General features: G+C 67.7%; 12 protein-coding genes and 2 pseudogenes. 4 read left to right on the forward strand and 10 right to left on the reverse strand.

Annotated features, from left to right (window positions below; translation table 11 throughout):
* Positions 1 to 166: 166 nt before the first annotated feature.
* From V6W80_RS23935 to V6W80_RS23945, 3 genes and pseudogenes are all read right to left on the reverse strand, one after another.
* Positions 167 to 1,387: pseudogene (locus V6W80_RS23935) on the reverse strand (methyl-accepting chemotaxis protein); the annotation flags it as partial.
* Positions 1,388 to 1,519: 132 nt separating this feature from the next.
* Complete coding sequence (locus V6W80_RS23940) at positions 1,520 to 2,404, reverse strand: methyl-accepting chemotaxis protein (RefSeq protein WP_414205832.1); 885 nt, start codon at positions 2,402 to 2,404, stop codon at positions 1,520 to 1,522.
* Positions 2,405 to 2,425: 21 nt separating this feature from the next.
* Positions 2,426 to 3,904 (reverse strand): annotated as a pseudogene (locus V6W80_RS23945) (hypothetical protein); the annotation flags it as partial.
* Between V6W80_RS23945 and V6W80_RS03515 the strand changes: the two are divergent.
* On the forward strand, positions 3,792 to 4,613 hold the full coding sequence (locus V6W80_RS03515) for a M48 family metallopeptidase (protein ID WP_338545852.1): 822 nt from the start codon (positions 3,792 to 3,794) through the stop codon (positions 4,611 to 4,613). The pseudogene V6W80_RS23945 and the gene V6W80_RS03515 sit on opposite strands and share 113 nt — an antisense overlap.
* A gap of 118 nt (positions 4,614 to 4,731) precedes the next feature.
* Here the strand turns inward: V6W80_RS03515 and V6W80_RS03520 are convergent, their stop codons facing one another.
* A complete protein-coding gene (locus V6W80_RS03520; protein ID WP_338545853.1) occupies positions 4,732 to 5,733 on the reverse strand; it encodes a class I SAM-dependent methyltransferase in 1,002 nt (333 codons plus the stop codon).
* A 29-nt stretch (positions 5,734 to 5,762) separates the two neighbouring features.
* Positions 5,763 to 6,722, reverse strand: a complete 960-nt coding sequence (locus tag V6W80_RS03525; protein WP_338545854.1) for a 2-hydroxyacid dehydrogenase — start codon at positions 6,720 to 6,722, stop codon at positions 5,763 to 5,765.
* A gap of 93 nt (positions 6,723 to 6,815) precedes the next feature.
* Here V6W80_RS03525 and V6W80_RS03530 point away from each other — a divergent pair, with 93 nt between their 5' ends.
* On the forward strand, positions 6,816 to 7,403 hold the full coding sequence (locus tag V6W80_RS03530; RefSeq protein ID WP_338545855.1) for an ACP phosphodiesterase: 588 nt from the start codon (positions 6,816 to 6,818) through the stop codon (positions 7,401 to 7,403).
* Here the strand turns inward: V6W80_RS03530 and V6W80_RS03535 are convergent.
* Positions 7,346 to 8,143: a lysophospholipid acyltransferase family protein gene (locus V6W80_RS03535; protein ID WP_338545856.1), complete on the reverse strand. Its 798-nt coding sequence runs from the start codon at positions 8,141 to 8,143 to the stop codon at positions 7,346 to 7,348. The two genes, V6W80_RS03530 and V6W80_RS03535, sit on opposite strands and share 58 nt — an antisense overlap.
* Complete coding sequence (locus tag V6W80_RS03540) at positions 8,140 to 8,868, reverse strand: GNAT family N-acetyltransferase (RefSeq protein ID WP_160924067.1); 729 nt, start codon at positions 8,866 to 8,868, stop codon at positions 8,140 to 8,142. The genes V6W80_RS03535 and V6W80_RS03540 overlap by 4 nt, the downstream gene beginning before the upstream one ends.
* Before the next feature lie 225 nt (positions 8,869 to 9,093).
* On the opposite strand from V6W80_RS03540, the gene V6W80_RS03545 reads away from it, so the two are divergent.
* Positions 9,094 to 9,579 carry an FKBP-type peptidyl-prolyl cis-trans isomerase gene (locus V6W80_RS03545; protein WP_017639847.1) on the forward strand — a complete coding sequence of 162 codons (486 nt, stop codon included), beginning with the start codon at positions 9,094 to 9,096 and terminating at the stop codon, positions 9,577 to 9,579.
* Between the two features lie 482 nt (positions 9,580 to 10,061).
* Here the strand turns inward: V6W80_RS03545 and cysZ are convergent, their stop codons facing one another.
* Positions 10,062 to 10,814 carry a sulfate transporter CysZ gene (gene cysZ / locus V6W80_RS03550; RefSeq protein WP_338545857.1) on the reverse strand — a complete coding sequence of 251 codons (753 nt, stop codon included), beginning with the start codon at positions 10,812 to 10,814 and terminating at the stop codon, positions 10,062 to 10,064.
* A 299-nt stretch (positions 10,815 to 11,113) separates the two neighbouring features.
* Here cysZ and trxB point away from each other — a divergent pair, with 299 nt between their 5' ends.
* On the forward strand, positions 11,114 to 12,088 hold the full coding sequence (trxB, locus tag V6W80_RS03555; protein WP_338545858.1) for a thioredoxin-disulfide reductase: 975 nt from the start codon (positions 11,114 to 11,116) through the stop codon (positions 12,086 to 12,088).
* A gap of 211 nt (positions 12,089 to 12,299) precedes the next feature.
* On the opposite strand, the gene glyA is transcribed toward trxB, so the two are convergent.
* Together glyA and V6W80_RS03565 are read right to left on the reverse strand one after the other, a co-directional pair.
* Positions 12,300 to 13,553: a serine hydroxymethyltransferase gene (gene glyA / locus V6W80_RS03560; protein ID WP_017639070.1), complete on the reverse strand. Its 1,254-nt coding sequence runs from the start codon at positions 13,551 to 13,553 to the stop codon at positions 12,300 to 12,302.
* Between the two features lie 123 nt (positions 13,554 to 13,676).
* Positions 13,677 to 17,870, reverse strand: coding sequence for a sensor domain-containing protein (locus V6W80_RS03565; protein ID WP_338545859.1), 4,194 nt, complete (start codon positions 17,868 to 17,870; stop codon positions 13,677 to 13,679).
* Positions 17,871 to 18,076: the final 206 nt, after the last annotated feature.

Raw genomic sequence — 18,076 nt, forward strand, 5'->3', positions numbered from 1 at the left:
GCAGCTGGCGCTGCACGCCATCGCGGGTACGCTGGGCGATGTTGGAGGTCTGGGTGGCGGCCGTGTTCACGTCGCTGACCGAATGTACCAGCTGACCGATGAGGTGCTGCAGCGAACCGAGGAAGGCATTAAAACCGCTGGCGATGGCACCGAGTTCGTCGCGGCGATTGACCGTCAGCCGCTGGGTCAGGTCCCCATCGCCCTTGGCGATGTCGTCGAGCATGGCCACCATCTGCCGCAGCGGGCGGGCGATGCGCAGGCTGACCAGCCAGAGCAGCAGCAGGCCGCCGCCAGCCACCAGCAGGCCCACCAGCAGCATGCCGGCCATATCAGTACGGCGTTGCTCGCCGAGGGCCTGTTGCAGGAGATGCAGATCGCTGAGCACCGCCGCGCGGGGCAGCTGCAGGATCAACGTCCAGGTGGTGGCATTGTTGCCCAGGCGCAGCGGCAGATACACCTGATAGAGGTCGTGTTGGCTATCGAAGCGGCGGGTCACCCCATCGCCGAGTTGCGCCAGGCCCTGGGCCGCGTCGCCGAGTATCTGCGCGGCCGGCTGACCGAGCGCCTTGGGATCCCGGGTATAGGCCACCAGGGTGCCGCGGTTGGCGACCAGCGCCATGCTGCCCGCGCCCTCGTAGAGACCGGCGTTGGCCTGCTTGAGCTGCTCCTGGATAAAGGCCAGGGACAGGTCGGCGCCCACCACGCCCTTGAAGGCACCCTTGACGAGAATGGGCACGTTGAAGGAGGACATCAGGATCTTCTGTCCATTCATCTCGTAGGGTGCCGGATCGACGATGCAGGGCTTGAGGCTCTGCCGCGGGCAAAGGTAGTACTCACCCTCGCGGACCCCGGTGGGCAGCACCGTCTGGCTTTCCATGGTCGGCCCCAGGGGTTCCACCTTCAGGCCGCCCTCGGGTGTGCGATACCACCAGGGCATGAAGCGACCCGTGGCGTCATAGCCGGCTTCGCTGCGTCCGGCGTACTGGGCATCCGCGCCGTCGAAGGCATTGGGCTCCCAGCCCGCGTAGACGTCGAGCAGTTCGGGATTGCCGAGCAGGGTCTGCTGGAGCAGGTTGTTGAGGCCTTCACGGTCGATCCGCAGGGGCCGTTCGGCGCTGCTGTCGGCCTGGGCATTGAGTTGAGCGATACCGCGGGCGACCGTGAGCGGCAGATCCAGCTTCTGCATCAGGCTGCCGGCAATCGCCTGGGCCTGGGCATCCAACCGGGCCTGGGCAGCACGCTCGGCAAGCTGGGCGGTATGGGTGTCGACCAGGCTTTGGGTGCGCATGCCGGCAAAGAGCACATAACCGACGAGCGCCATGACCACGGCCAGGATGCAGCTCCCCGAGAGCAGCGTGATGGTCGTACGGACTGAGCGGAAAGACATCGACAACACTCCAGTGCTTGGGTGGCGCGAGGTTATCGGCAGTGCACCGCGCTACCTTTAGGTTTTTAGCGGCGCATCGCTGCCGACGAACCCCCTCCCAAGGGGAGCGGCGGGGGCGCGCAAATAGCCTTGCTAGACGCGGAAACGTCCCGCCAGCTGGCGTTGCTGCTCGGCCAGTTCGCGCAGTTGCTGGCCGGCGCGGGAGGCGCTGTCGGCTTCGCCGTGGACCGCCTGGGCGCTCTGGCCGATATTGACCACGTTGCGATTGATGTCCTCGGCCACCGCGCTCTGCTCCTCGGCGGCGCTGGCGATCTGCAGATTCATGCTGGTGATTTCGCTCACCGCCGCCAGGATGGTGTCCAGAGCGCGCCGGGTGGCCTCGGTCTGGGCGACCTGGGTGCTGGTCTGGGCGCCGCTGGCCTGCATCACCGTCACCGCCTCGCGGGTGCCCTGCTGCAGGCGCTGAATCATGCTCTGGATCTCGCCGGTGGCGACCTGGGTCTTTTGCGCCAGGTTGCGCACCTCGTCGGCCACCACGGCGAAGCCACGGCCCTGTTCGCCGGCGCGGGCCGCCTCGATGGCGGCGTTGAGCGCCAGCAGGTTGGTCTGCTCGGCGATGCCATTGATGGTGGTGAGGATGGAGCCGATGTTCTCGCTGTCCTCGGCGACCCGGCGCACCTGCTCCACCGCACGCTCGATCTCCTCGGCGAGGGCGGCGCTGCTGGCGACGTTCTGCTGCACCAGGCGCTGACCTTCGTTGACCGCGCCGTCCGCCTCGGTGGCGGCGCGTGCCGCGCGACCGGCATTACCGGCCACGTCCTGGGCGGTAGCGGTCATCTCCTGCATGGCGGTGGCCAGCTGGTCGATCTCCTGCAGCTGGCGCTCCACGCCATCGCGGGTGCGCTGGGCGATATGGGAGGTGTGCTCGGCCGCTGTGGCCACCTCGCCCACCGAGCGGATCAACTGGCCGATGAGGCCCTGCAGCGAGGCCAGGAAGCGGTTGAAGCCGCCGGCCATGGCGCCGACCTCGTCGCGGCGCTCGGTGGCGAGGCGCTGGGTCAGGTCGCCGTCGCCCTGGCCGATGGCGTCGAGCATGGCGACCATCTGCCGCAGCGGCCGGGCGATGCGCAGGCTGATCAGCCAGAGCACCAGCAGGCCGGCACCGGCGACCGCCAGGCCCACCAGCAGCATGCCGACCACATCCTGGTGGCGTTGGCTGCCCAGGGTGTCCTTGAGGCTATAGAGATCGGCCAGCACGGCTTCGCGGGGCAATTCGACGATCAGCGTCCAGACCTGGCGGTCGTCGCCGGCGAAACGCAACGGCAGATAGACCTGGTAGCGCTGGCTCTGGGCGTCGAAACGGCGGGTGACGCCTTCGCCCAGGTCCTTGAGCCCGGCCAGGGTCGTGCCCAGCACCGGTTCGGCCGGCTTGCCCAACTGGGCGGCGTCGGCGGTGTAGGCGACCAGGGTGCCCCGCCCGGCGACCAGGGCCATGCGGCCCACGCCGCCATAGAGACGACCATTGGCCTTGACCAGCTGGCGCTGGATGAAGTCCAGCGGCACGTCGGCGCCGACCACGCCCTTGAAGGCGCCACCGACCAGGATGGGCACGTTGAAGGAAGCGATCAGCACCTGCTGCTCGTTGACCGTGTCGGGCATGGGGTCGAGCACGCAGGTGGTGCGAGTTTCCCGTGGGCAGAGGTAGTACTCGCCTTCGCGTACGCCCGAGGGCAGGCGGGTCTGGCTTTCCACGGTCTCGCCAATCGGCTCCACCGTGACGTCGCCGTCGAGGGTCTTGTGCCACCAGGGGGTGAAGCGGCCTTGCTCGTCGTAGCCGGCCGCGGCGTCACCGCGATGGCGCTCGTCCTGGCCATCGATGGCATTGGGTTCCCAGACGGTATAGAGGCTGAGCAGGCCGGGCTGGCGCTTGAGGGTCTGGCCCAAGAGCCGGACCAGACTCTGGCGATCCAGGTCGACCTGCTGGTCGCCACCGCTGCCCATGGCCACGTTGAGCTGCGCCAGCTGGTTGGCGAGTTGCAGGGGAACGTCCAGTTGGCGCTGCAGCTGGTTGCCCACGGCTTCGGCTTCCGCGGTCAGCTGGGCCTCTGCGGCAGTGGCGGCCAGGGCCTCGGTATGGGTATCGACCAGCGTGCGGGTGCGCTGACCCGCGAGCAGGGTATAGGCGATCAAGGCGATCACCACCACCAGGATGCAGGCGCCGGCCAGCAGGGTGATGGCGGTGCGGATGGAGCGGGAACTCATGGGGGACTCCGGAGGGCGTTCAATGCCGTGGACTATCGGCGGCGCTGACGATCCATTGAGGCCTCCGGTCGCCTGCGCACGAACGTTGCCGGGCGCGACGCCCCTCTCTATGCTGTATCCGCCTCGATACCTGGAGATTCCCATGCGCCGTATCCTTCCCCTCGCAGGCCTGTCCTTGAGCCTGCTGCTGGTCGCCTGCCAGACCGTCAACACCACCTCGGGTGGCGCGGTCGGGGTGCAGCGCAAGCAGTACATGTTCAGCATGCTGTCCGAGCAGCAGGTCAACCAGATGTACGCCCAGTCCTATGCCAAGACGGTCAGCGAAGCCAAGGCCGCCGGCAAGCTGGCCAATGACAGCGCCGACGGCAAGCGCGTCGCCGCCATCGCCAAGCGTCTGATCCCGCAGACCGCGGCCTTCCGCCCGGATGCGGTGAACTGGGACTGGCAGGTCAACCTGGTGCAGAGCGACGAACTCAACGCCAATTGCGGCCCGGGCGGCAAGATCTTCGTCTACAGCGGCCTGATCGATCAGCTCAAGCTGACCGACGACGAGCTGGCGGCGGTGATGGGCCACGAGATCGCCCACGCCCTGCGCGAGCACAGCCGCGAGCAGATGTCGCGGGCCTATGCCATCCAGATGGGCGAGAACCTTGGCGGGGTACTGCTGGGCGTTGGCCAGGGCGGCATGCAACTGGCCGACCAGGTGTCCCAGGTGGCCCTGACCCTGCCGTTCAGCCGCGGCAACGAGAACGAGGCCGACCTCATCGGCCTGGAGCTCTCGGCCCGCGCCGGCTACAACCCCAATGCCGCCATCACCCTCTGGCAGAAGATGGCCCAGGCCAGCCAGGGCAAGCAGCCGGCGGAATTCCTCAGTACCCACCCGTCCGACGCCAACCGTACCAAGGCCCTGCAGGCGGCGATTCCCAAGGTGATGCCGCTGTACGAGGCGGCGAAGAAGGGTTGAGGGTTTGGTTGGGAGAGGAGGTTTCCCTCACCCCAACCCTCTCCCAGAGGGAGAGGGGGCGGCTCTGGCGCCGAGGTATAGCCGTAGGTTGGGCTGAGCACAGCGAAGCCCAACAGCATTACCGTCGCCGGGCGCTGTAGACCTTGAAGCCGTCGCGTTCCGCCAGGGTACGGCAGTTGCTGAAGGCCGCCTCGATCAGTGGCGGATAGCGCAGGAAGCTGTTCGCCACCAGGCGCAATTCGCCACCGGGCTTTAGATGACGCACCGCCTCGGCCAGCAGGGTCTCGGTGGTGCGGTAGTCGGTCTTCACGCCGCTGTGGAAGGGCGGATTGCTGACGATGGCGGCGAGGCCGGTGGGCGCCGCGGCGATGCCATCACCACTGATCACCGTTCCGCTCAGACCGTTGGCCGCCAGGGTCTGGCGACTGCTGGCCACGGCGAAGGCGTCCACGTCCAGCAGATGCAGGGTGCTGGCGGGATAGCGGCGAGCCAGGGCGGCGCCGACCACGCCGGCGCCGCAACCGAAGTCCAGCACCGCGCCCTCGGGCAGGCCGTCGAGCTGGTCCAGCAAGAGCGCCGTGCCCACGTCCAGCCGGCCATGGCTGAAGACGCCCGGCAGACTGAGAATGTCCAGGTTCACCCCAGCCCGCTCCAGCCGCTGGCGTTGCAGCCAGGCGTCGGGGCGCGGATCGGCTTCGGTGTGCGGTCCCTGCACCACCCACAGTTGGCAATGACGGGCGCTGTCGAGCTTGCTGGCCTTACCGAAGGCACCCAGCTGGCGCGCGGCGCGTTCGATACCGGCCTTCTTTTCGCCGACCAGATAGAGGCTGCCCTCGGCGGGCAGGCAGCGAGTCAGGGCGGTGAGCAGGAAGTCGGTGGCCTCGCGGGACTTGGGCAGAAACAGCACGGCACTGGCAAAGTCGCCCGCCGGGGGTTCGATCCCCAGGCTGACGCGACCCGGATAGCGCCGGACCAGTTGTTCGGCCTCGCCCGCATGCCAGCTCCACCCGCTGGCCGCGGGCAGGGTACCGAGCAGGTCATCGGCCGGCAAGCCGGCGAGCAGCAAGGCGCCGCCAAAGCGCTCGGGGTGACGGAGGAGGACTTCGCTGCGCGGATCCATGGGGCTACCTGGCGAAAAAAGCGCGAACTTTAGCAGACCACCCGGTGCGGCGTGCCGGCGAAATGCCCCTCGGCATTGGCGGCGAGCTGGCCGATGATCCGTTGACGCGCCTCGCGACTACCCCAGGCGTTGTGCGGGGTGACGATCAGTCGCGGAATGTCGCCGGCCAGCAGCGGATTGCCGTCGCGCGGGGGTTCCACGCTGAGCACATCGGTAGCGGCGCCGGCCAAGTGGCCGCGTCTCAGGCAGTCGGCCAGGGCCTGTTCGTCGACGATGCCGCCGCGGGCGGTGTTGACCAGGAAGGCCGTGGGCTTCATCGCGGCCAGTTCGGCGGCGCCCAGCATGCCGCGGGTCAGGTCGGTGAGCGGACAGTGCAGGGTCAGGGCGTCCACCTGGGGCAGCAGTTCGGCCAGCGGCAGGCTGCCGGGACGCGCCGGACGGCCGGGCAACTGACCCACCAGGGTCTGCATGCCGAAGGCTTCGGCCAGCCGCCTGACCGCGCTGCCCAATTCGCCGAGGCCGAGCAGGCCAAGGGTCTTGCCCTCCAGCTCGACGATGGGGTGATCGAGCAGACAGAACTGGCTGGCGGTCTGCCAGCGCCCGGCGCGGATATCCGCCTGGTAATCCGGTAGCCGCGTGGCCAGGGCCAGCAGCAGCGCCAGGGTATGCTGGGCGACCGAGGCGGTGCCGTAGCCCTGGCAGTTGCAGACGCGCACGCCTTGGGCGCGCGCGGCTTCCAGGTCGATGTTGTTGGTGCCGGTGGCGCTGACCAGCACCAGCTTCAAGTCCGGGCAGGCGGCCAGGATGGCGGCGTCCAGCACCACCTTGTTGACTATGGCGACCTGGGCGCCGGCCAGGCGCGCGGTGATCTCGTTCGGGGCGGTGGCGGGGTACAGCTCCAGCTCGTCGAACACCGCACGCAGCGGGGCCGGGTCCAGATCGCCCAGGTCGAGGGAGGCATAGTCGAGGAACACGGCGCGAGCGGGCATGACGACTCCAGCGGAAAGGGAAGGAGGCCCGAGCCTAGCAGCCGCAGGTCGTCCAGGAAAACCGCCCGGTTGTGGCTGGAGTATGCTGGGGGGATGAATTATCTCGCTCATCTGCACCTGGGCGGCCCCAGCCGCGAAGACCGTCTCGGCAGCCTCTATGGCGATTTCGTCAAGGGCTCGGCGGACGCCTGGCCGACCGGGATCGCCGCCGGCATCCGTCTGCATCGGCGCATCGACATCTATACCGACGACCACCCCCTGGTGATCCGGGCCAAGACGCGGCTGCCCGCGGCGCGGCGGCGAGTGGCCGGGCTGCTGGTGGATGTCTTCTTCGATCACTGCCTGGCACGCCTCTGGCACGACTACGCCGAGCAGCCACTGCCGGGCTTCGTCGCGGACTGCTACCAGACCCTGCTGGACGAGCCGGAACTGCCGCCGCGGCTGGCCCGCATCGCACCCCTGATGGCACGCCAGGACTGGCTGGGCAGCTACACGGACTTCGCCGTGCTGGAGCGAGTGGTGGAGGGCATGGCGCGACGGCTGTCGCGCCCGGAACTGCTGGCCGGCGCCTTCGCCGAGCTGGACGCCGCCTATGACGGCCTGCTGCAAGACTTTCGCGACTTCTATCCGCAGCTGCAGGCCTTTGCCGCCGCCGAACGGGCCGCGCGCGGTTCCAGCTGAATCCCGAGGCGGGCGGCGATGGCCGCCTGGCATTCACCCGCCAGCACCTGGCGCGGCCGGCCCTGGGGCAGGATGGGCGGCAGCAGTTCGATCCTCAGGGTGGTGCCGCCGTTGTCCAGCAGGCGCAGCAGATGGCTCACCAGGTCGTCGTCACCGATGAAGGCCGCGGCCCGGTCAGGCTCGCCGTGGCGCCAGTAGCTGAGCGCCACGGGTTGCAGCGAGGTGCCGGTGGCGATGGCCGGACTCAGCAGCCGGCCGTGAAAGGTGCGCAGCCCGCTGCCGTCGGTGGTGGTGCCCTCGGGAAAGAGCGCCAGCGACAGGCCCTGGGTCAGGCGCGTGGTCAGGGCCTCGCCCAGGGCATCGCCGCGCTCGGCGCCACGGCGGATGAACAGGGTACCGGCCTGGCGCGTCAGCCAGCCGGCGAAGGGCCAGTGGGCCACCTCTGCCTTGGACAGGAAACTCAGCGGCCGCAGACTGCCCAGGGCGACGATATCCAGCCAGGATACGTGATTGGCCAGCCAGAGATGGGTGCCGCGCGGCACCTCGCCGCTGACCTCCAGCCGCAACCGCAGCGCCCAGGTCAGCACCTGGAAGAAGCGCCGCGTCAGCCGTTGCCGCAGCACCAGGCAGGGCCGGCGACTCAGCGCCACCGCCAACGTCACCGTCAGGGCGAACAGTGCCCCGAGCAGCAGCGCGGCCAGCACCAGCAGCAGTCGCCGGGCGCGGCGCAGTCGCCTCATACCGCGGCCTTGAAGTGGCGGGCATAGCGCGGGCAGAGGTCTTCGCGCTTGAGCAGGATGAAGACGTCGGCCACGCCGAATTCCGGATCCCAGCAGGGCGCGCCGCAGACCTGGGCACCTAGGCGTAGATAGGCCTTGAGCAGGGGTGGCAGCTGCACCACCAGGTTGTCCGGCACGGCGACGAAGGGCAGCGGCCGCCGCGGCGTGGCGCGGATCGCTGGGATGCGTTCGTCCCGCGCCGCCTGGCGCAGCAGGGCGGCCGCCTGCAGGCCGCCGTCGGCCATGGGCACGCTGGCGCAGCCCATGAGGTAGCGGTAGTCGCCGCAGGCCATGATCTCGGCCAGTTCCGCCCACAGCAGGGCGATGGCCGCGCCGGTGCGATGCCCGGGCGCCACGCAGGTGCGGCCGATTTCCAGCAGCGGGCCCTGCAGCGTGTCCAGACCCTCCAGCTGGAATTCGCTCTCGCTGTAGAGACTGCCCAGCCGCTCGCGCCGACGGCCGTCGAGCAGCCGGGTGGTAGCGATCAGCTCGCCGCTGCGCAGGTCGCGCACGCCCAGGTGCAAGCAGTGAGCGTCGTAGGGGTCCTGGTCGAGGTTATCGGCGAAATGCACGCCGTAGGTACTGCCGAAGACCGCGGCTCGCAGGCGCTGGGCGGCGCGGATATCTGCAGCGGTCGACAGGCGTTCGGCGCGCAGCGCGGGCGGTGCGGACACTGGAATCGGCATGGCAGGGCTCCGGCAGTGGGTATGCAGCAAACCCTAGGTAGCCGGGATGACAGCCCCGTGAAGCGGCCGTGGCGATTGCGTGACGGGCGGTCGCGCACCGTTGCAGGGGCGCCCTCCAGATGCCTCCGGGCGCCAGGGGACTGACCGAACGCATTCGCAATTGCTAAGTTGGACGCGTAGACTGATGCGTCATCCTAAATTTTTCCCAGCATGAAGGTTCTGGCCATGCAGATCGCGGCGAACACGGCAGTATCCATCGACTACACTCTGACCAACGACGCCGGCGAAGTCATCGACAGCTCCGCTGGTGGTGCTCCGCTGGTGTACCTGCAAGGCGCAGGCAACATCATTCCGGGTCTGGAGCGTGCTCTGTCCGGCAAGCAGGCCGGTGACGAGCTGAAAGTGGCCATCGAGCCGGAAGACGCCTATGGCGAATACACGCCCGAACTGGTTGCCACCCTGGGCAAGGAAATGTTCGAAGGCGTGGACGAGCTGGAAGTGGGCATGCAGTTCCACGCGTCCGGCCCGGACGGCGCCATGCAGATCGTCACCGTGCGTGACATCGACGGCGACCAGGTCACCGTCGACGGCAACCATCCCCTGGCCGGCCAGCGCCTGAACTTCGACGTCAAGGTGGTCAACGTGCGTGCCGCCAGCGACGAAGAAATCGCCCATGGTCATATCCATGGCGAAGGCGGTCACCAGCACTAAGCCTGGCGACAGCTTTCCACGACGCCCGTGTCCGGCCTTGCCGGCGCGGGCGTCGTCGTTTGTGGAGTCCGTGCGGGGAGCGCCCTCACCCCAACCCTCTCCCAGGGGGAGAGGGGGCTTGTTTGGCGGTGTGGGCGGAGCGCGCCGTAGGTTGGGTTGAGGCGGCTCCATCGCCGAAGCCCAACAGCCAGAAACCATGGTATCCGGCGTGATGGTCCGGAGTTGTTGGGCTTCGCTGCGCTCAACCCAACCTACGCGGAAGATAGCCGTAGGTTGGGTTGAGGCGGCCTTATCGCCGAAGCCCAACAGCTGGAAACCATGGTATCCGGCGTGATGGTCCGGAGTTGTTGGGCTTCGCTGCGCTCAACCCAACCTACGCGGAAGATAGCCGTAGGTTGGGTTGAGGCGGCTTTATCGCCGAAGCCCAACAATCAGGAGTCGCTGTCGGGATAGGGTGTGTTGGGACGTCCGGCAAGCAGGGCTCAGGAGCGCACCACCAGCGCCTTGTTGCCTTCCTCACGTACCCAGAACAGCGTCGCCCCGGCCACGGCGGCAGGCATGAACAGGGCGTTCAGGCCGGGCACCAGCAGCGCCAGGTAGGTCACCCCGCCAAAGCCCAGGCAGCGCAGGCGGCGGGTGCGCAGCCAGGCGAGCATGCTGCGGAAATCCAGCTTGTGGTTGTCGGCGGGAAAGTCGATGTACTGCACCGCCATCATCCAGACGCCGAACAGGATCCACAGCGGCGCGGCGATCAGGTTGAGACCGGGGATGAAGGTCAGCACCAGCAGGCCCAGGGCGCGTGGCAGGTAGTAGCTCAGCTTGCGCAGTTCACGCTGCAGGGTGCGCGGCACCATGGTGACCAGCTCGGTGAGATTGAAGGGCGGGAAATCATCCTGCCCGCGCACCAGCACCTCGACCTTTTCCGCAAGAAAGCCGTTGAAGGGCGCTGCGACCAGGTTGGCCAGCATCGTGAAGGTGAAGAAGATGATCGCCAGCAACAAGAGCACGAACAGCGGCCAGAGCAGCCATTCGACGAAGCCCGCCCAGGCCGGCAGGCTCGGCATCAGTTGCTCCAGCCAGCCCTCGAAGCCGCGCACGGCGAAGGTGAGGATGGCGGCGTAGAGCAGCAGATTGATGGTGAGCGGGATGACCACGAAACGGCGCATGCCGGGGCGGGTCACCAGGCGCAGGCCTTCGGCGAAGTAGGCGGAGCCGGACAGCGGAGCGACAGCCATGAACATTCCTGACAGGTGGCGGGAAGGCACAGCTTACCTCAGGGCGCCATTGGCGAAGCGGTCGACATAGGCGCACCCTATGGTCTGGATTTAGAATGCTCGCTTCTATGGAAGGGCCATGCCCGTTAGGCTGAGCCCATCCTTGGACCCGGTGTCCGCCCGTCGACACCGGTCGCGCCCTCGCCAGGAGCGACGGGCGCTTGCGGAACGGCTCCGCACGCACACCGGCCGGCATGCCCACAGGGTGCGCCGGCCACTCTACTCTTAGGTCTGCCGGAGACCCCGGCAGGGAGAATGTCATGTCTGAAGTCAGCACCACGCGCCATTCGCGTCTCATCATCCTCGGTTCCGGTCCGGCCGGTTACACGGCCGCGGTCTATGCCGCCCGTGCCAACCTCAAGCCGCTCTTGATCACCGGCATGCAGATGGGCGGCCAGCTGACCACCACCACCGAAGTCGACAACTGGCCGGGTGATCCCCACGACCTGACCGGTCCGGCGCTGATGGAGCGGATGCGCGAGCACGCCGAGCGCTTCGAGACCGAGATCGTCTTCGATCACATCAACGCCGTGGACTTTGGCGGCAAGCCCTACACCCTCAAGGGTGACAGCGCCACCTACACCTGCGACGCCCTGATCATCGCCACCGGTGCCAGCGCCCGCTACCTGGGCCTGGCCAGCGAAGAGGCCTTCATGGGCAAGGGCGTGTCCGCCTGCGCCACCTGCGACGGCTTCTTCTATCGCAACCGCGAGGTGGCGGTGGTCGGCGGCGGCAACACCGCGGTCGAGGAAGCCCTGTACCTAGCCAACATCGCCAGCAAGGTGACCCTGATCCACCGCCGCGAGACCTTCCGCGCCGAGAAGATTCTGCAGGACAAGCTGCGCGCCCGGGTCGCCGAAGGCAAGATGGTGCTCAAGCTCAATGCCAGCGTCGACGAGGTGCTGGGTGACAACATGGGCGTCACCGGGGTGCGCCTGAAGAACAACGACGGCAGCACCGAGGAGTTGCAGGTGGCCGGTCTGTTCGTCGCCATCGGCCACACGCCCAACACCGCGCTGTTCGAAGGCCAGCTGGACAGCCACGACGGCTACCTGGTGGTGAAGGGTGGTCGCGAGGCCAATGCCACCGCCACCAACGTCCCGGGCGTGTTCGCCGCCGGTGACGTGGCCGACCACACCTACCGCCAGGCGATCACCTCGGCCGGTGCCGGTTGCATGGCCGCCCTGGACGCCGAGCGCTACCTGGATGGCTTGGGCGATCTGCAGGTCCTGTAAGCGCCTGATTGTCGCTTGACAACGAAAAACCCCGGCACTGGCCGGGGTTTTTTCGTTTCCGGGCTCTTCCGGCCTGCGACAAGACCTGGCTTGGCTGCCTTGACGACCCAGCTGGAAATGCAACGAGCCCCGGCCAATCGGTCGGGGCTCGTTTTTTGGGGTTTCCCTCACCCCGGCCCTCTCCCTGGGGGGAGAGGGGGAGGCGTGCCTCTTACTTGCCGTACACCGGCAGGCGGGCGCAGACGGCCTTGACCTTCTCGCGCACGGCATCGATCACCGACTCGTCGCCCATGTTGCCGAGGATGTCGCAGATCCAGCCGGCCAGCTCGCGGCACTCGGCTTCCTGGAAGCCACGGGTGGTGACGGCCGGGGTGCCGATGCGCAGACCGGAGGTGACGAAGGGCGAGCGCGGATCGTTCGGCACCGAGTTCTTGTTCACGGTGATGAAGGCGCGACCCAGGGCAGCGTCCGCATCCTTGCCGGTAATTTCCTGCTTGATCAGGCTGAGCAGGAACAGGTGGTTGTCGGTGCCGCCGGAGACCACGTCGAAGCCGCGCTCGATGAACACGCTGGCCATGGCCTGGGCGTTCTTGATCACCTGCTGCTGATAGGTCTTGAACTCGGGCTGCAGGGCCTCCTTGAAGCACACCGCCTTGCCGGCGATGACATGCATCAGCGGACCGCCCTGGGCACCGGGGAAGACCGCCGAGTTGAGCTTCTTCTCGATGGCTTCGTTGGCCTTGGCCAGGATCAGGCCGCCGCGCGGGCCGCGCAGGGTCTTGTGGGTGGTGCTGGTAACCACGTCGGCGAAGGGCACCGGATTGGGGTAGACACCGGCGGCGACCAGGCCGGCGAAGTGGGCCATGTCGACGAACAGGTAGGCACCCACGGCATCGGCGATGGCGCGGAAGCGGGCGAAATCCAGCACCTGGGAGTAGGCAGAGTAGCCGGCGACGATGACCTTGGGTTTGTGCTCCTGGGCCAGGCGCTCGACCTCGGCGTAGTCGATCAGGCCTTGCTCATCGATACCGTACTGGACGGCGTTGTACAGCTTGCCTGACGAGGACACGGTGGCGCCGTGGGTCAGGTGGCCGCCGTGAGCCAGGCTCATGCCGAGAATGGTGTCGCCGGCTTCGATCAGCGCCAGGTACACCGCCGAGTTGGCCTGGGAGCCGGAGTGCGGCTGGACGTTGGCGTAGTCGGCGCCGAACAGCTGCTTGGCGCGGTCGATGGCCAGTTGCTCGACCACGTCGACGTATTCGCAACCGCCATAGTAGCGCTTGTGGGGATAGCCTTCGGCGTACTTGTTGGTCAGCACGCTACCCTGGGCTTCCATGACCGCCGGGCTGGTGTAGTTTTCCGAAGCGATCAGCTCGATGTGATCTTCCTGACGCTGGGCTTCCTGCTGCATGGCGGCATACAGGTCGGCGTCGAAGCGGGCGAGGGTGGTTTCACGGCTGAACATGGCGGCAGGGTCCCCTGAGGCATGGCGAAGAGCGAACCCGGTTGGGCTCGTGAGGGGCAACATTCTACCCCATCGCGGGAACTCTGAGGTATGAGCGCCAGTCATGCGGTGGCGCCACCGGTCTCATGTCAGCACGGGAAACAGACCCTGACGTTCCAGGCGCTGGCGCAGCAGGTCCGGCGGCAAGGGGCGATCGAAGAGGAAACCCTGGACCTCGTCGCAGCCATGGGTGCAGAGGAAGTCCAGCTGCTCCTGCTCTTCCACCCCTTCGGCGATCACCGAGAGGTTGAGGCTGTGGGCCATGGCGATGATGGCCCGGGCGATCTGGGCATCCTGCTCGCCGTGGGGCAGGCCGTCGACGAAGCTGCGGTCGATCTTGAGGATGTCGATGGGGAACTGCTTGAGGTAGTTGAGCGACGAGTAGCCGGTACCGAAGTCGTCCACCGCGATGCACAGCCCTAGGCCCTTGAGTTCGCCCAGCAGTTGCAGGGCTTCGCCGACGTCGCGCATCAGGATGCTCTCGGTCAGTTCCACTTCCAGGCAGGCCGGTGCCAGACCGGTCTCGGCGAGGATGGCGGCGATGCGCTGGCCGAGCTGGCCATCGCTGAACTGGCGGGCGGAAAGGTTCACCGAGACCTTGGGGATGCGCACCTTGGCGGCGTGCCATTCGCGCATCTGCCGGCAGGCCTCGCGGATCACCCAGTCGCCCACCTGGACCACCAGGCCGATCTCCTCCAGCACCGGGATGAACTCCGCCGGCGAGACGTGTCCGCGCACCGGGTGCTCCCAGCGCAGCAGGGCCTCGACCCCGGTCAGGCGGCGGGTGTCGCAGCGATACTGCGGCTGGTAGTGCAGGCGGAACTCCCCCTGCAGGAGGGCATGGCGCAGATCGGCTTCCAGTTCCAGGCGTTCCAGCGCGCGGGCGTTCATCTCGGCCTGGTAGAACTGGAAGTTGTTCTTGCCCATCTCCTTGGCGTGGTACATGGCCGTGTCGGCGTTCTTCATCAGCTGGCTGAGCTCGCTACCGTCCTGGGGCGACAGGGCGATCCCGATGCTGGCGGAGACGAAGAATTCGCGGCCTTCGAGGATGAAGGCTTCGGCCAGCTGGGTAAGGATCAGCTCGCCGACGCGGATCGCCTGGGCCAGGGCGGCCTCGCGGGTTTCCAGGCCGGACAGCAGCAGGGTGAATTCGTCGCCCCCCATGCGCGCCACGCTGTCTTCGGTGCCGACGCAGGCGGTCAGGCGCATGGCCACCTCCTTGAGCAGGCGGTCGCCGGCGGCGTGGCCGAGGCTGTCGTTGATCGGCTTGAAGCGGTCGAGGTCGAGGAACATCAGCACCACCCAGCTGCCGTTGTGGCGGCTCTGCTGCAGGGCGTTGTGCAGGCGATCCTGGAACAGGGTGCGGTTGGGCAGCAGGGTCAGGGCGTCATAGTAGGCCAGGCGGTGGATGCGTCTTTCGCTGGCCTTGCGCTCGCTGATGTCGACGAAGAAGCAGACATAGCTCATCAGGTCGCCGTCGTCGTCGCGGATGGCAGTGATGCCGACCCAGGAGGGGTAGGGCTCGTTGTCGTGCCGGCGCTGCCAGAGTTCGCCTTCCCAGCTCTCCTCGGTGCGCAGCTGCTGCATCACGTGCTGCAGCTGGTTGGCTTCCTGCTTGTCGGCGCAGAGCATCATCGGTTGCTGGTCGAACACCTCTTCGGGGCTGAAGCCGGTGATGCGGGTGAAGGTGCGGTTGACCCGCACGATGTAGCCCGCCGGATCGGTGACCAGGATGGCGCCGGCCGAGTGGTCGAACACCGTGGCCGCCATGCGCATGTCCTTGTCCGTGCGGCGCTGGGCGGAGATGTCGCGGCAGATGCCGAGCAGGCCGGCGAAGCGCTCGTGGTCGTCCCACAGCGGCTTGAGGCGCAGCTCGATCTGCAGGGTATGCCCCTGGGCGTGCAGGCAGTCGAGCACCAGGGGCGCGAAGTGCTCGCGGCGCAACTCGGCCAGGGCGCGTGGATTGTCGAGGCTGCGCAGCAGCCGTTGCAGGGTGCGCCGGACCTCCTGCCACTGGCGCGAGTGCACCACCAGTTCGGCCAGGGTGCGCTGTTGCAGCTCACCGACGGGATAGCCGAGCAATTCCTCCACAGAGGGACTGATGTAGTTGAGCACCAGCTGGGCGTCGGTGGTGAAGATGACGTCGCTGATGCTTTCCGCCAGCTGCCGGTAGCGATTCTCGCTTTCGCGCAGGCGCTCGCTGGCCCGCACCATATCGGTGACATCCAGGGCCAGCCCGACCACGCTCGCCGCGGTGCCGTCCGCCGCACGGGCAAGGCGCTGCTCGCGCACGTCGAACCAGCGCCAACCGCCGTTGCGGTGCTGCCAGCGCAAGAGGCTGCTGCTGGGCTGGTCGGAGAGCGTCGGGCGCATGCTCACCACCCGCTCGTGCAGTTCGAGGTCATCCGGGTGCAGGCGCGCGCGACCGAGGCTGGCGAAGGCCTCCGGCGGATAGCCGAGCTTGAGGGCCAGTGAACGACTCTCGTAGGTCAGTTCGCCGCTGGCCACGTCATAGGTGTAGAGGGTGTCGGGGATGGCGCTGATCAGATTCGACCAGAAACTGTCGCGCTCGAGCAGGCGCAATTCGCCCAGCTTGCGCTGGGTGATGTCGTTGAGGCTGAGCAGGGTGGCGTCGAGGTGCCGGGGGTCGGCTGGCAGGTGCATGGTCAGCCAGAGGTGCCGTTCGCCCTCGGCGGTGCTGATGCAGGTCTCGAGCTCCAGTACCTGCTGGCCGGAGAGCAGGCCGGCCAGCAGGCGGTAGCGCTTGCCACCGAGCTGGACGTGGGAGTCACCTACCAGCCGCGCCCAGGCCTGGTCGAGGTGCTCGATGCCGAGCATTTCCAGGGCGCGCTGGTTGATCTCGGTGATGCGTACCTGGCGACCCAGGGTATCCAGCACATCGGGCTGGCGGGCGAACAACTCCGCCAGTTGCTCGGGGCGCTCCAGCCCCAGGTCGCGCATGCGGGGCCAGATGGCGCTCAGATCGACCACGCAGATGCCGGTGTGCACCCCGTTGAAGATGTTCTCATAGCGCTGGCGGGTGGTCTGGATGGTATCCAGGTTGCGCTGCTGGTCGGTGACGTCGCGCAGTACCCAGACGAAACCGTCCTGGGTCTGGGTACGGTCACGCAGGACCCGGGCGCTGGGCTGGCTGTCCGCCAGGGCATGGCAACTGACCGTGAAACGGCGTGGCTGCCCCTCCACCGTCAGGCTGATCAGGGCACCACTGTCCCGCTCGGCGGGCGTCAGGGCAACCAACGGGGGCAACAGACTGGCGAGGAAATACTGCTGGGCATCGTCGGGGGCGATGCCCAGCAGACGACCGGCCGTGGCGTTGACATGGACCAGGCGGCCATCGGCCTGGGTCATGCAGACGGCTTCCTCGATGCCGTTCAGGGCGGTGCCCGCCAGGCGCAAGCCACGCCGCGATGCGAGGGTGAGGGCACGCAGGCCCTGTTCTTCGCGCAGCAGCAGGTAGAGCAGAATGGCGGCCACCAGGCCGGACAGGCTGAACAGCGCCAGGCGGCCGAAGGAGGCGCCCAGCAACGTGGCGCCCACGTCTTCGCCGGGATGGGTACCCACCACCTGCCAGTTGCTGTAGGCCAGCTCCTGGCGGACCTCTTCGATGCCGCTCGCCGCCGGGATCGCGCCGACGCGGAACAGCAGGGTGCCCTGGGTGCGATCCTCCAGGCGCCAGTCGAGGCCCGATGGCACCCGGCTCGGCCGCCACAGGGATTCGAGCAGGGGCGCGCTGGTCAGCACCCACCAGCCGTCCTGCAGTTGAGGATCGCCGGCCAGCAGCACATAGAGGGGCGCGGCGCTGGCCTCGGCGTTGTAGCCGTAGCGGAAGTCGGCCTGACCGCTGCGGGCGATCAGTTGCTGGATGAAGGCGGCGTCCGGCGTATCACCCAGGCGCGCGGCGCGCAGGTTGGCATTGGCCGGCAGCCAGCGCACCTGTTGCAGGCCGGGAAAGAAGTCCTTGAGACTGAGCAGCAGATTGGGCGCCAGCGGCAGGGTCGGATCCAGCGACCAGCGCAGGGTGCTGCGCACGGCCTGGGCCTTGAGCGCCAGCCCGAATTCGACGGTGTTGGCCAGTTGCCGGGTCAGGCCTTCCAGCTGTTCGCGACGCAGGGCCTCGCGCTCGGCCACGCTGGCGAAGGCCTGCCAGAACATCAGGGCCAGCATGGCCAGCAGCGAAAAGATCAGCAGGCCGCGGGTCAGGCGTCGCGAGGAGGGGGCGAGCGGCTCTTCCGGCAGCGAGGAGGGCGGGCTATTCACGACGGACTGCGTTCCTGCAGAGGCGATGGCCGTTCGGCTGCGCCCGGTTCCGCGGGGCAGGGATGGCCTATGATAAGGGACCGGACGGTGTCTCCGCCGGTTTTTTCCGCGTGATCAGCGCCGGCGCTTTCGTCGCGCGGGGTTTCGACAGCGTTCGCTGCTGACGCCATACTGTGTCCCCTGTTTTTCATTCCGGTCCCAAGGTT

It is taken from the genome of Pseudomonas benzopyrenica (genome assembly GCF_036884265.1).
Lineage (GTDB): Bacteria > Pseudomonadota > Gammaproteobacteria > Pseudomonadales > Pseudomonadaceae > Chryseomonas > Chryseomonas benzopyrenica.